13 protein-coding genes are annotated in these 13,846 nt (G+C 43.9%); 7 read left to right on the plus strand and 6 right to left on the minus strand.

The annotated features are described in order from the left end of the window. Positions 1-9 precede the first annotated feature (9 nt). On the minus strand, positions 10-882 hold the full coding sequence (gene pdaA, locus DW251_RS07385; RefSeq protein ID WP_021870848.1) for a delta-lactam-biosynthetic de-N-acetylase: 873 nt from the start codon (positions 880-882) through the stop codon (positions 10-12). Between the two features lie 142 nt (positions 883-1,024). On the opposite strand from pdaA, the gene DW251_RS07390 reads away from it, so the two are divergent. Then, complete coding sequence (locus tag DW251_RS07390) at positions 1,025-1,564, plus strand: nitroreductase family protein (protein ID WP_021870849.1); 540 nt, start codon at positions 1,025-1,027, stop codon at positions 1,562-1,564. 11 nt (positions 1,565-1,575) lie between these two features. Here the strand turns inward: DW251_RS07390 and DW251_RS07395 are convergent, their stop codons facing one another. The 3 genes from DW251_RS07395 to DW251_RS07405 form a co-directional block, all read right to left on the minus strand. Further along, entirely contained in the window at positions 1,576-2,016 is a 441-nt protein-coding gene (locus DW251_RS07395) for a GNAT family N-acetyltransferase (protein WP_021870850.1), read from the minus strand. 4 nt (positions 2,017-2,020) lie between these two features. Next, entirely contained in the window at positions 2,021-3,175 is a 1,155-nt protein-coding gene (gene nagA / locus DW251_RS07400; RefSeq protein ID WP_118300604.1) for an N-acetylglucosamine-6-phosphate deacetylase, read from the minus strand. Between the two features lie 127 nt (positions 3,176-3,302). After that, positions 3,303-3,623, minus strand: a complete 321-nt coding sequence (locus DW251_RS07405; protein ID WP_021870852.1) for a LysR substrate-binding domain-containing protein — start codon at positions 3,621-3,623, stop codon at positions 3,303-3,305. Between DW251_RS07405 and DW251_RS07410 the strand changes: the two genes are divergently transcribed. Next, positions 3,622-3,999, plus strand: coding sequence for a polysaccharide biosynthesis C-terminal domain-containing protein (locus DW251_RS07410; RefSeq protein ID WP_118300655.1), 378 nt, complete (start codon positions 3,622-3,624; stop codon positions 3,997-3,999). The genes DW251_RS07405 and DW251_RS07410 overlap by 2 nt on opposite strands. Here the strand turns inward: DW251_RS07410 and DW251_RS07415 are convergent. Next, entirely contained in the window at positions 3,957-5,189 is a 1,233-nt protein-coding gene (locus DW251_RS07415; RefSeq protein WP_021870854.1) for a class I SAM-dependent rRNA methyltransferase, read from the minus strand. The genes DW251_RS07410 and DW251_RS07415 overlap by 43 nt on opposite strands. Before the next feature lie 106 nt (positions 5,190-5,295). Further along, a complete protein-coding gene (locus DW251_RS07420; RefSeq protein WP_021870855.1) occupies positions 5,296-5,907 on the minus strand; it encodes a TetR-like C-terminal domain-containing protein in 612 nt (203 codons plus the stop codon). 247 nt (positions 5,908-6,154) lie between these two features. Here DW251_RS07420 and DW251_RS07425 point away from each other — a divergent pair, with 247 nt between their 5' ends. The 5 genes from DW251_RS07425 to fucO all read left to right on the plus strand — a co-directional run bounded on the left by DW251_RS07425 (position 6,155) and on the right by fucO (position 13,708). Next, a complete protein-coding gene (locus DW251_RS07425; RefSeq protein ID WP_118300606.1) occupies positions 6,155-7,009 on the plus strand; it encodes a hypothetical protein in 855 nt (284 codons plus the stop codon). 31 nt (positions 7,010-7,040) lie between these two features. Beyond that, positions 7,041-9,305, plus strand: a complete 2,265-nt coding sequence (locus DW251_RS07430; protein WP_118300607.1) for an MMPL family transporter — start codon at positions 7,041-7,043, stop codon at positions 9,303-9,305. Further along, positions 9,295-11,559, plus strand: a complete 2,265-nt coding sequence (locus tag DW251_RS07435) for a methyl-accepting chemotaxis protein (protein ID WP_347474629.1) — start codon at positions 9,295-9,297, stop codon at positions 11,557-11,559. Before DW251_RS07430 ends, DW251_RS07435 begins: the two co-directional genes overlap by 11 nt. A gap of 156 nt (positions 11,560-11,715) precedes the next feature. Further along, positions 11,716-12,282: a TetR/AcrR family transcriptional regulator C-terminal domain-containing protein gene (locus DW251_RS07440; RefSeq protein WP_021870859.1), complete on the plus strand. Its 567-nt coding sequence runs from the start codon at positions 11,716-11,718 to the stop codon at positions 12,280-12,282. Positions 12,283-12,559: 277 nt separating this feature from the next. Further along, positions 12,560-13,708 carry a lactaldehyde reductase gene (gene fucO / locus DW251_RS07445; RefSeq protein WP_118300609.1) on the plus strand — a complete coding sequence of 383 codons (1,149 nt, stop codon included), beginning with the start codon at positions 12,560-12,562 and terminating at the stop codon, positions 13,706-13,708. Positions 13,709-13,846 lie beyond the last annotated feature (138 nt).

Below are 13,846 nucleotides of genomic sequence, written 5' to 3' on the forward strand. Positions count from 1 at the left end.
TCAGGAATATCAGATATCATCTAAAGTGGCGAAATGATATCCCATTTCCTCCCACTTAGTAAGAAGTTCATCCAAAATAGCACCATTTGTATCTGAGGTGCTGTGAAGCAGTACAATGGCTCCGGGATGGATACGACCTAATAACTTTTTGAATGCCTCTTCTTTTGAGGGCTGTTTATCCTGATACCAGTCCACATAGGCAAGGCTCCAGAAAAAGGTTTTGTATCCCATCTCCTGGGCCATTTTTAAGTTATTTTCGCTGTATTTTCCCTGAGGCGGCCGGTAGTATTTCTTCATAGTCTGCCCGGTAACCTGTGTATATAGGTTTTCCAAATCCTTTAATTCTTTTTCAAAACTCTGTTTGTCAGAGATCTTTGACATATCCGGGTGATGGTAGGTATGATTGCCAACGATATGGCCTTCTTCTACCATCCGTTTTACCAGTTCCGGACTGGTTTCCAGATAATTTCCCACTACAAAAAAGGCAGCGTGAACGCCATGTTTCTTTAAGGCATCTAATATCTTTGCGGTATTCCCATTTTCATAACCAGCATCAAAGGTGAGATAGATTACTTTTTCACCAGGATCTCCCATATAGCAGGCATTAAACTGCTTTAAGTAGTCATTTGTTGTATTTCCAACGGGAGCCTGACCGGGAGAGGGAAAGCTTAAGCCCCAGTTGCCGTCAGCAGAGGCAGAATAAATGGGGATACCATTTTCAGTTAAAGCCACTGGCTTTTGGGAAGGTTCATAAACGGCATTTTTTGTAGACTCTTCAGCAGAAGAAAACTGATTTGCAGCCTGCCCCGCCAGACTTCCTGCCAGATAGGCAAAAACAAAGATCAAAACCAGATGGAACCATTTTTTTACAAAAGCACCCATAGAAAAACTCCAGACAAAAGGGATTGGTGTATGTATATTCCAAAGTGGCTGCGGATATGTTATACTTCTGATTAGAAAGCAAAAAGGTAACTGTGAAAGCAATGAATAGTTACGCAAAAAGTTATCAAGGAGGCTAATTACTATGGAATTTAATCAGACCGTTATGGCGCGCAGAAGCTTAAGAGCTTATGAAGAGGGAAAGACAGTAGAAAAGGCACAGATCGAGGAACTGATCCGTTTTGCCCAGATGGCTCCGTCCTGGAAAAATTCCCAGACCGGCAGATATTATGTTGTAATGTCACCGGAAATGCTGGAAAAAGTAAGAAAAGACTGCCTTCCGGAATTTAACCAGAAAAACAGCGCAAATGCTCCTGCACTGATCATCACTGCTTTTGAAAAAACACGTTCCGGTTTTACAAGAGAAGGTGTGGCTGAAAATGAAGTTGGCGAAGGCTGGGGCTGCTATGACCTGGGACTGCAGAATGAAAACCTGGTGTTAAAGGCAAAAGATATGGGCTTAGATACTCTGATCATGGGAATTCGCAACAGCGAAAAGCTTCGTGAATACTTAGAAATTCCGGCATCCCAGGAAGTTGTTTCCGTGATCGCAGTAGGATACGGAGCAATTAAACCTGAAATGCCGGTAAGAAAGAATGTAGAAGATATTGTAAAATTCTTCTAGGTGACCGCTGGTTATAACAGTTTTTTCATTTCCATATACGGCAGGACGTTAAAGCCGTTTTTCTCATAGACTTTAACGGCTCTGCCGTTTTCTTCTTCTACTTCCAGGCGAAGGACGGCTTCAGGATACTTTTTTTCAATAAATTCCAAAAATAAGCTTCCAATGCCGGTTCCACGAAAATCCTCTTTGATATAAAGGTCTTCCACCCAGATACAGGGACGGCCGAATTCTGTGGAAAAGCTTTTTGCAGCCATGGCATATCCCTGGATCTGGCCATTTTCCTCAAACATATAGCCTTCCAGATAAGGATTATCGTTTATGCAGGCTTCAAAATCACTGGAAAAAATAGCAGCGGAGCCGTTGCTTAAAACAGCCGGGGAAGCGTAGAAAACTTCCATCATTGCAAGAACAGCCTCCTTGTCAGCAGGCTGCATAGGTCTTATGGTTGTCATTTTTTCAGATCCTCTTTCCGTCTTTGATCACACATTTTAATTCAAGATCTTTTCCAAGAAGTACTACATTGGCTTTTTTACCCTTTTCAAGGGAGCCGTAGTCTTTATCGATCTTTAAGCTTCTGGCTGGATTGATGGTAGCGCAGGCAACGGCTGTTTCTAATGGCAGGTCCATTTTCTGAACAACGGTACGCATACAATCAGCCAGATTGGTGGCAGAACCGGCAATAGCTCCGTCAGAAACTAAAGTTGCCAGTTTTCCTACTACTTTTACATCCAGACCGCCTAAGGTATACTGGCCGTCCGGCATACCGGTAGCTCTCATACTGTCACTGATCAGGATCATGCGGTCAGCGCCCATCATCTGGAAGGTAGCGCGTACAGAAGCCGGGTGGATATGGATGCCATCACAGATGATCTCAGTCATTACATGTTTGCTGTCAAATACAGCACCTACAACGCCGGGAGCACGGTGCAGGATTTCCGGCATACCGTTGTATAAGTGGACAGCGTGGTTTGCCCCTGCGCTAAATGCAGCCATGGCTGTATCGTAATCGGCGTTGGTATGAGCCAGTGAGATATCTACTTTCTCTTTCATCTGGCGGATAAATTCCAGTGAGTTTTCGCTTTCTTCCGGTGCAATGCCCACAAATTTTACCAGATCTTCAGAAGCTTCTAAGAAGCGTTCGCAAAGTGCAGTATCACAGGGAAGGATATTCCGGTCATCCTGTGCGCCTTTTTTTACAGGGCTGATAAAGGGGCCTTCCATGTTGATGCCTACCAGGTCTGCCTTTTTATAGTCATGTTTTTCACGTTTGTACTGTGCGGCAGTTTTTAAAACATCTACCAGTTCCTCTACCGGAAGTGTCATGGTAGCAGGTGCAATAGCAGTTACTCCCACAGAAGCTTCATATTCTGCGATCCGTTCAATAGCTTCCATGGAATTGTCACAGAAATCATCCCCCTTGCATCCGTGAAAATGCAGGTCGATCAGTCCTGGAATGGCATAGGCGCCTTCTCCATCGAGAACCTCTTTTCCCGAAAGATCCGGTTTGGTTTCATTGGTGTAGACAGCTTCGATCCGGTCCTGATCCAGTACCAGACCGCCCTCTACAAATTTCTGATCGGGTGTATAAACTTTTACATTATCAATGATCATGTTGTAATCCCTCCAGTTTTTTATTTATGATGACATATTTGTTTTGTGTTCCCCTGTTACTTAGTGTACTTGGAAATGAGTTTTTTTGCAATATGGGGGTAAAAATGGCCGGTTGCTGCAGGAATGTTTATTCCGGCAGCTTATCTTCTATAAAGTGAAGGAAGCCTTCCGAAGCCGGGGAAATATTCTTTCCATAGGCCAGCCCAATATTCATGGTCTGGGCCGGTTTTAAGGGAAGATGCACGACCCGGTCCTGCCAGAGAGAACTGTTGACCTGATTGTTGATGCCAATGCCAAGCCCTGCTTCTACCATAGAATAGGTTGCATTAATGTCCATAGTGGAAAACTGGGTGTTAGGAGTAATGTGGCAGCGGGAGAAAATGCGGGCATTATCCACGTCCTGTCCCGGATAAGTCTGGATGTAGGACTCTACAGCAAAGGCTTCCATGGGAACGGATTTTTCTTTGGCTAATGGGTGTCCCGGTGGAATAAGGGCTACCATGGGATTTATGATCGGGAATAAAACAGATGGTGCCTTTCTGGCAGCCACAGGATATTTAAAGATCGTTGCGGTATTCTATGTGTTCTGCTTTACAGGAAACACATTTGCAGGCTATTTTGACGGGATCGGCAGAGTAAATATCCCCTTTATAGGAGCTGTGGGACACATTACTCTGCGGGTGATCCTGTCATGGATATTTGTAAGTCAGTTCCAGTTAAATGCAGTAGCCGTAGCTACCGGCATTGGCTGGATGTTGGTAAATCTGTTCTGGAGCGGATGTTATTTTTCATCCACAACCTGGAAGATAATAAATTTTAAATAATAGGACTCATCTGCCGCCCAAAGGATTGGATGATCCGCTGCCTGGGTGCGGTATTCTACCTGGCGCAGTCTCTTGTGGACGTTGGAAGCGGCTTCACGTATGGTTTTTGTGAACAGCTCCGGATCCATGAAATGGGAGCAGGAGCAGGTGGCAAGGTAGCCTCCGTCTTTTACTAACTTCATGCCACGGAGGTTGATCTCACGGTAGCCTTTTACTGCGTTTTTAATGGAATTTCTGGATTTGGTGAAGGCTGGCGGGTCAAGGATGACTACATCAAATTTTTCACCTTCCTGTTCTAATTTTGGAAGCAGGTCAAATACATCGGCACACTGGAAAGTGACGTGATCCTCCAAGCCATTTAAGCGGGCATTTTCTGTTGCCTGGTCTACTGCCAGCTGGGAAGCGTCTACGCCAAGGACTTTTTCAGAGCCTGCAATACCAGCATTTAAAGCGAAAGAGCCGGTATGGGTGAAGCAGTCTAATACCTTTGCAGGTTTCAGATTACGGCACAGGTTCTGTACTGCAAGACGGTTATATTTCTGATCCAGGAAAAATCCGGTCTTCTGGCCGTCTTCTACGTCTACAATGTAGTGAACGCCGTTTTCACAGATTTCTACCTTGGTATCGAATGGTTCTCCAATAAAGCCTTTAAAGCGCTCCATACCTTCCTGAAGGCGGACTTTTGCATCGCTTCGCTCATAAATGCCACGGATTAAAATACCGTCTTCTGCCAGGACTTTCTTTAATTTATCTAAGATCACCGGCTTTAAGCGGTCAATGCCCAGTGCCAGGGACTCTACTACTAAAACATCTTCAAACTTATCGATGACAATACCCGGCAGAAAATCTGCTTCGCCGAAGATCACGCGGCAGCTGGAGATATCAGTAGTAGCTTTTCTGTATTCCCAGGCAGTGCGGACTCTCTGTTCGATGAAATCTTCATTGACCACAGTATCTTTTTTGCGGGATAACATGCGTACGGTCAGCTTGGAGCTTGTATTGATAAAGCCATGTCCCAAAGGATAGCCGTCAAAATCTTCCACAGTGACCAGGTCGCCATTTTCAAAATCACCGGAAATAGTGTCGATCTCATTGTCATAGATCCAGGCGCCGCCGGCCTTTAATGTGCGTCCGGTTCCTTTTTTTATACGTACACAGGCAGTTTCTCTGAATAAATCGTCGTAGTTCATCTGTTTTCTCCTCATTTGGTGTAATATACTCTCAGAATATCATCAGTATACAACAAAATATAAGCAATCGTATATTATCAATATATTGATAATAATATAGACTGGATCAGGAACGTACATTTTCTATATCCGCAAAAGGATCTGTATCCAGCACACCGATGCCTTTACGGATCACCTGCTCGGTCAGTCGTGCCAGTTGCTGCGGTGTCTCTTTCATGCCTGTCTTTAACCAGTACTGCACCAGTCCTACACAACCGGATACGATGAAAGAGAAGTAGGCATCAAAAATAGCTGGATTTCCGGCGCGGAATACTTCCATCCAGTCGTGAAGACATTTATCACGAATCAGCTGTTTTAAGCGGTTCAGAAAGTTTAAATCACCGTTTTCACCTAATAATATTTCTACCAGGTCTGCATTGTCATAGGCCAGTGTGTAAATTTCTACGAAAATACCGTAAGGATGCTTCTTCAGATCTTCTGCATCATGTTTCATGACCAGTTGATTAAAATCGTCTAAAAGCTCGCTTTCTGTTTTTTCCAGAAGATCAAATACATCTTTATAATGAAGATAAAAAGTTCCTCTGTTCAGATCGGCCAGTTCGGTCAGCTCACGGACAGTAATATCCTGTACCTTTTTCTGCTTTAATAAAGTAACAAGACATTCCCGCAGCTGCTTTCTGGTACGCCGTACCCGTCGATCTACTGCTTCTGTACTCATGATAAGAAATTCCCCCTTTTTGTATGTGATGTTCTCTCGGATTTGTTTACAGTATTTTAATATTTTGTTTATGAACATATACTACAATGTTGTCGATTAATAAACAAAAGAATTAAAATTAATCATTGTTGTTTTCACCATTAGTTAGTATAATCCATTATAGTTAATAAATGAACAAATGTCAATTAACAAATATAGAGTTCAATAATGGAAAACAGAGGTTTTAAAGACAGCAGGAGATGAGAGGATGAAAGGCAGAAGCAGGTTATATCCTATTTCTATAATTATGATGGCCGCTTTTCTGGCAGCGGGACCGGCAAATGCAGTGTATGCAGCAGAGCCAAATGGCAGCTGGGTAAATCTTGACGGGAACTGGTACTGGAAGAAAACAGATGGTACGGCATACATTGGCTGGCTCTACACCGGCGGCCGCTTCTACTATATGAAGGAAGACGGGACCATGGCCACCGGATGGGAAAAGGTGGGAGATGAATGGTATTACTTCCACGAAGACGGGGGAATGAACGAAGGACAGCTGGTTTTAGATAATGCTGTGTATGAATTTGAAAGTTCAGGCGCTTTGAAAACAGCAAAGTGGCTGGAAAATACGGGCGGCGGCGCTTACAATGCAGGCTGCTATGATGATGTGGCTCAGGATCTGTTTGGTCAGTTAGGGGATGAAAAGAAAGAACAGTATTTTGACGCATATCCGGACAGAGAACGGGAGTACGATGGTGATAACCACACCAGCTATGACCGGTACGCAGGTTTTATCATGGATATGAAGTTAAATAAAATTGCACAAAGCCGTCTGGAGGCAGCTATGGAAAAAGGGTATGCAGACGGACGGGTCACAGGAGAAGGAACCATAGAAGACACACTGGCATCCATTCCTTACCGCAAAAATGCTTCCTGCCTGGAGGTATATGTGCGGGACTGCGAGGATACGGATGAGGCATATGACAAGATAATGAATGTAACGGGACGTAAATATACATCAAAGTCAGACAGAAAATACACATTACAATATTATCGATATATGGGTATGGCCCATGAGGAAAAGAACGGACACCACTGGTTTATGGTTCTTTTTATGCGTTAAATAACACATATCTATGTGAGGAGTTAGGATCATGGAAAAGAAATTCAAGTTAGAACCCTTAAAGAAGCGTGGGAAAAAGGAAAAAGCTTCCGGTGAAAAGCCGTCCATTAAGCTGGCCCGGTTTATTATTGAAAAACAGAACTGGATCGTATCAGTTTTTATTGCAGCCTGCATATTCTGTGCAGTTGCCATGCTATTTGTGGAAGTTAATTACGATCTGACGGAATATCTTCCGGATACCGCACAGTCAGGTATCGGTTTAAATAAGATGGAAGATGAGTTTGGCTATCCAGGAACAGCCCGTATTATGCTAAAAGATGTGACATTGTATGAAGCCAAGCAATACAAAGACAGAATGGAAGATGTAGACGGGGTGGATCAGATCCTGTGGTGTGACAGTACTGTTAATATTTACTCTGGCGAAGATTTTATCCATAAAGAAGACATCGAAGATTATTATAAAGATGGATATGCGGTAATGGATGTGACCTTTAAAGAAGGAAATACAGCAAAAAGCACTTCCGCAGCCATTGATGAATTAAAAGCCATTGCAGGAGATAAAGGCTGTTTTACAGGAATGGCAGTACAGAACAAGTCTTTACAGGAAAATCTGGCAAGTGAGATGCAGTTGATCTTAACAGTAGCAATTATTATGATTTTTACGATCTTATGTATTACGACTACTGCCTGGTCCGAGCCATTCCTGTTTCTTCTTGTCATGGGTGTAGCCATCCTGTTAAACCGTGGTACTAACATTTTCATAGGAAGAGTGTCCTTCTTGACCAACAATGTGGCAATGGTGCTGCAGCTGGCAACTTCCATGGACTACTCCATTTTCCTGTTAGATGCATTTACCAGAGAAAAGAAAAAAGGGCTTTCTGATGAAGAAGCCATGGTAGATGCGGTAGATGCGGCCATTAATTCTATTTTCGCCAGCAGCCTTACTACTATAGCAGGTTTCGTGGCCCTGATGTTCATGAAATTCAGTATTGGTTTTGATATGGGTCTGGTACTGGCAAAAGGAATTGTATTCAGTCTTTTAACAGTTGTACTTTTCATGCCGGCCATGATCTTCCGCTTTGCGAAATGGAATGAAAAGACGGCACATCGTCCGTTCCTGCCGGATTTCCATAAAATGGGAAGAGGCATTTACAAGATCCGTAATATTGCACTGGTGATCATGATCCTGGTAGTTCCTTTTGCTTATACTGCCCAGGGAATGAACAGTTTCTTATTCGGAAACAGTGCAGTAGGTGTCAGCGAAGGAACCCAGGTCTATGCAGATGAGCAGGCCATCAATGAGAAATTTGGCCGCAGCAATATGCTGGTTGCCATTTATCCAAATACATCAGCTATTACAGAAAAGGCAATGTCTGATGAGATCGAAAATCTGGAATATGTAAAAAGCGTAACATCCATGGCAAATACACTGCCGGAAGGTGTACCGGAAGATTTTCTCCCTTATTCCATTACCAGCCAGCTGCATACAGATACCACAAGCCGTATGCTGATCTACATAAGGACCAAGTCAGAAAGTGACAAGGCTTTTGAGTATACCAATGATATCCGTGATATTGTGAAGAAATATTACCCGGAAGACTCTTATGTGGCAGGTGAAACTCCTTCTACGCAAGATATTAAGACTACGATCACAGCGGATAATGCAAGAGTTAATGTGCTGTCCCTGATCAGTGTATTTGTGGTAGTCATGTTCAGTTTCCAGTCTGTACTGGTGCCCATCATTGTTATGATCCCTATTGAGGCAGCTATTTATATCAATATGGCTGTGCCTTATCTGGTTGGCGAGACGCTGGTTTATATGGGCTATATTATCGTAAGCAGTATCCAGCTGGGGGCTACAGTAGACTATTCGATCCTGCTTACTAATAACTATATGGCCTGCAGAAAGACCATGAAGAAGAAGGAAGCTGTGGTGGAGGCACTGGCCATGTCCTGTTCCTCAGTATTTACTTCGGGAACTATCCTGATACTGGCAGGTTACATTGTATATATGATCTCCAGTACGGCGGCTATAGGCGGACTGGGACATCTGATCGGAAGAGGCGCACTGTTTAGTGTGTGTCTGGTACTTACTATTTTGCCGGCACTGCTAGTCCTCTGTGACGGTATAATCACAAGTAATGAAATGGACCGCTTTAAGAAGTATTTAAAACGAAGACATGAAAAGCGGAAAGCCTTAGTAAAATCCGGAATTGGGGCAGTTAAGAAAAAAGCGTCAGCAGCCCTGGCAAGAAGAGGCAGTCAGACAGCGGAGGTAGATGGAAATGAGATTTAGAAAAAGAGTGACAGCTTCTGTTTTAACGGCAGCATTGCTTTGCACATCAGCAGGCAGCGTTCCTGTATATGGCGCACCGGCAGGTGCAGATATAGATGAGACCATGTATGTGAACCTGGATTACTACGGAAAAACAACAAAGGTAAACGTAGTAAAAGGGGTAAATTTAAATGGCCTTGGTGAGATCACTGATTATGGAAATTACATCAATGTAGAAAATATGAGTACCAGTGATGCTCCGGTTTTAGGAGATGGAAGTGTAACCTGGAACCTGCCGGAAGGTCAGAAGGGCCGTTTTTATTATAAGTGTACCATGGACAATGAACAGGTGGTACTTCCATGGGATTTTGATGTGTCCTATAAGTTAAACGGTGTTCCAACAGATGGTGACAAACTGGCAGGTGCAAACGGCCTGATCGAGATCAATGTGAAGGCTACGCCAAATGATAATGCTGATCTGTATTACCGTAACAACATGATGTTAATGGTGACAGTTCCTGTAGATATGTCTAAATGCTACAGTGTAGACGCAGATGGCGCCCAGATCCAGAGCCTTGGATCCACAACAGCAGCTGTATTTTCCGCCCTTCCGGGGGAAGAAGGAGATTATACTGTCCGTATTGGTACAGACAGTTTTGAAACTACCGGTGTGATCATGGCAATGGCACCTGGCACTATTGATGACCTGAACCATATTAAGGACCTGAAAGAAGCAAAGGATACATGGAAAGACGCAGGAGATGCTTTATATGACAGTCTGGAGCAGATGGCTAAATCAGTGGAGTCCATGCGTGACGGCATCAACCAGGTACAGTCCGGCGTTTCTTCTGCTGAAAGCGCAAGACAGAAATGGAGTGCCAATAAAGACAGTATTTTAGCTGGAAATGATCAGACTCTGGAGTCACTGACAGCGCTGTCACAGCAGCTGGAAACTCTGGTCCCACATTTGCAGACTGCTAAGGATGCGGCAGAGACCGTGCATAACAGCATGGGTGATATTGTAAATACCATGGGAGATATGCAGGAACCTCTGCGCAAGATGTATAACCGTCTGCGCAATATCAGCACCACTTCCCAGTCTTTAGGGGAACAGTTAAATGATGTAAGAGAAGATATGGCATGGCTGATCCAGAACAATGCCCAGTTCCAGGTACAGACCACTACTATTTTGGAGGCGCTTCCGGGACTGATCGAAGACCTTCAGGACTATGATGCAGAAGCACTGGATCTGTATGACGAAGCTCTGAATGATACAAGAAGTACAGTGGATGATCAGGATGCCGGTACAAAGACAGGCAGCAGCGCAGATGCAGCAAAAGAAGATAAGAGCAGCGAAGCTGTTTCTGATGCCACAGATAATGTTTCTGATACAGGGGAAAATACAGCAGAGGCAAATAGCAGTTCGGATACAGCAGATGTTGCAGGTGGTTCAGATGCCACAGACACAACAGATGATACAGACAGCGCAGATGCAGCAGATACCAGTGATACACAGACACTCAGCCGGGCGCATATTGAAAAACATGATGTGCCTCTGGTAGCAGCTTCATCCAGTGTGGATCTTGTGACCCTTTATCAGATGTTAACAAAGATCGATAAGGACAGCCGTGAATTTACCCAGGTTGCATCTAACCTGATGGACAATGTAGGAGATGCAGCAGAATATGGTGCAGACCTGACAGACAGCATGGACATGATGATCGAAGATCTGACAGCTCTTCATGACTCCCTGGATATGTATTATCCGGATCTGCAGGCCTCTCTGGATGATCTTTCTGAGCTGGTAGACCGCACCACAGATGCCATGAACAAAGGTGTCAGCACTATGACCATTGTGCAGAACACATTAAAGGCAACCAGCGGTGATATGGATGAGGCAGCAAAGAACAGTTTAAGAGGCAGTATGGAACTGCTTGATAAGAGCCTCAGCATCTTAGACAGTACTACAGGTGTGAGAACAGCAGGCCGTACCATGAAAGATGTTATGGATGAGCAGCTGGATAAATTCGACACCGATAACCGCTTCCTGTTCATTGATCCGTCAGAAGATAAGGTTTCCTTTACTTCTGATAAGAACCCGGCCCCTAAGACCTTACAGGTAGTCCTTCGTACAGATGAGATCAGTCTGGATGATGAAAACCATAAGGAAACCGATGCAGAAACAGAGAAGGCAAATGAAGGCCCGTTAAAGAGAATGTGGAATGTTCTGGTACAGATGTGGCAGGCCATCATCTCTATTTTCAAGAACAGATAGTTGAAAAACAGATAGTCACAGCCCCATGTTTCTGGTATGATAGAAATAAGGGTTGGAAAAAATACAGACCCTCGGTATGTGAAATGGCATGCCGGGGGCCTTGTGATGAAATTCTGTCCGTGGGCAGATCACATAGCTGTATAGTGGGAGGAAAACATGGAACCGGCAGGAAAGCAGGAAAAAACGAAATACAAACTGGCAGCATCCATGAAAGAATGCATGAAGCAGATGCCGGTGGATAAGATAACTGTAAAAAATATTGTGGAAGGCTGCGGCGTTGCCAGACAGACCTTTTACCGGAATTTTTTAGATAAATATGACCTGATCAACTGGTATTTTGACAAACTGGTGCTCCAGTCCTTTGAGCAGATCGGCATGGGACATACAGTAGGAGAAAGCCTGACACAGAAATTTGAATTTATCGTCGATGAAAAAGTGTTCTTTACAGAGGCATTCCGCAGTGACGACCGCAACTCCTTAAAAGAACATGATTTTGAACTGATCTTACAGTTTTATCAGGATCTGATCGGACGAAAGACCAGCAGACCCTTGGGAGAAGATCTGCAGTTCCTTTTGGAAATGTACTGCAGGGGCTCTGTGTATATGACAGTAAAATGGGTCCTTACAGGAATGAAAGACTCACCGGCGAAAATGTCAAAGAAGCTGGTGGAAGCTATGCCTCCAAGACTGGCTGCTGTATTTGATGAGCTGAAACTGCTGTAAAAACGGAAAACTTTGTTATATATAACACAAAACGATAATATCGATATACGGACAATATAAGAATGTATACGTGATCATTTATGTGTGATTTTTATAATAAAACTTATATAAAACAAAAAACATTCTCAAAAAGTGACAGACAAGTAAGTTTGTCACTTTTATTTTTGTTAAAGTGTTGTTATAATATTAACGAAACAAAGGAAAACAACATGAAACACAAAACTGCTCCGGATTTTGTATCCAGAGAGTATATTTTCATAAAAAAGGAGAATGTATCATGGCAAACAGAATTGTATTAAATGAAACTTCTTATCATGGCGCAGGCGCTATCGCTGAGATCGCTAACGAAGCAAAAACAAGAGCTTTCAAGAAGGCTTTCGTATGTTCAGATCCAGATCTGATCAAATTTGGCGTAACAAAGAAAGTGACTGATGTACTGGACAATGCAGGTCTTGCTTATGAGATCTACTCCAATATTAAACCAAACCCAACCATCGAGAACGTACAGACCGGTGTAGCTGCATTTAAGAAATCTGGTGCTGATTATCTGATCGCTATCGGCGGTGGTTCTTCTATGGATACAGCAAAGGCAATCGGCATCATCATTGCTAACCCAGAATTTGAAGATGTAAGAAGCCTGGAAGGCGTAGCTCCAACCAAGAAGCCATCTATCCCGATCATCGCAGTTCCAACTACAGCAGGAACCGCAGCAGAAGTTACTATCAACTACGTTATCACTGACGTAGAAAAGAAACGTAAATTCGTTTGTGTAGATACACACGATATCCCTGTAATCGCAGTTGTTGACCCGGATATGATGTCCTCTATGCCAAAGGGACTGACCGCATCTACCGGTATGGACGCTTTAACACATGCAATCGAAGGATACATCACCAAGGGCGCATGGGAAATGACCGATATGTTCCACTTAAAGGCAATCGAGCTGATCTCCAAGAACTTAAGAGGCGCTTGCGAGAATACAAAAGAAGGCCGTGAAGGAATGGCTTTAGGACAGTACATCGCAGGTATGGGCTTCTCCAACGTAGGTTTAGGAATTGTTCATTCCATGGCACATGCTTTAGGTGCTGTTTATGATACTCCTCATGGTGTTGCAAATGCAATCCTGCTTCCAACTGTTATGGAATACAACGCACCATGCACAGGAACCAAGTACAAAGATATCGCTATCGCAATGGGCGTTGAAGGCGTAGAGAACATGAGCCAGGAAGAATACCGCAAGGCAGCTGTAGATGCAGTTAAGAAGCTGTCCGCTGATGTTGGTATCCCAGCTGACTTAAAGGCTATCGTTAAGGCAGAAGATGTAGACTTCCTTGCACAGTCCGCAATGGATGATGCGTGCCGTCCAGGCAATCCAAAGGATCCGACCTTTGAGGATATTAAGAACTTATATCTGTCTCTGATGTAAGGGCAGAAGAGAAAAACAAGCGACTGTCCCGTTTTCGGGGCGGTCATTTGTTTTTCTTCTGCCCTTAACGAATGGCCCGCCTGCGCCAGCAGGCAGCGGAGCGCGTCAGCGCGTGACTGTGAGTGGACCATATGCACC

The sequence above is a fragment of the Clostridium sp. AM22-11AC genome, from assembly GCF_003473545.1.
GTDB lineage: Bacteria > Bacillota > Clostridia > Lachnospirales > Lachnospiraceae > Enterocloster.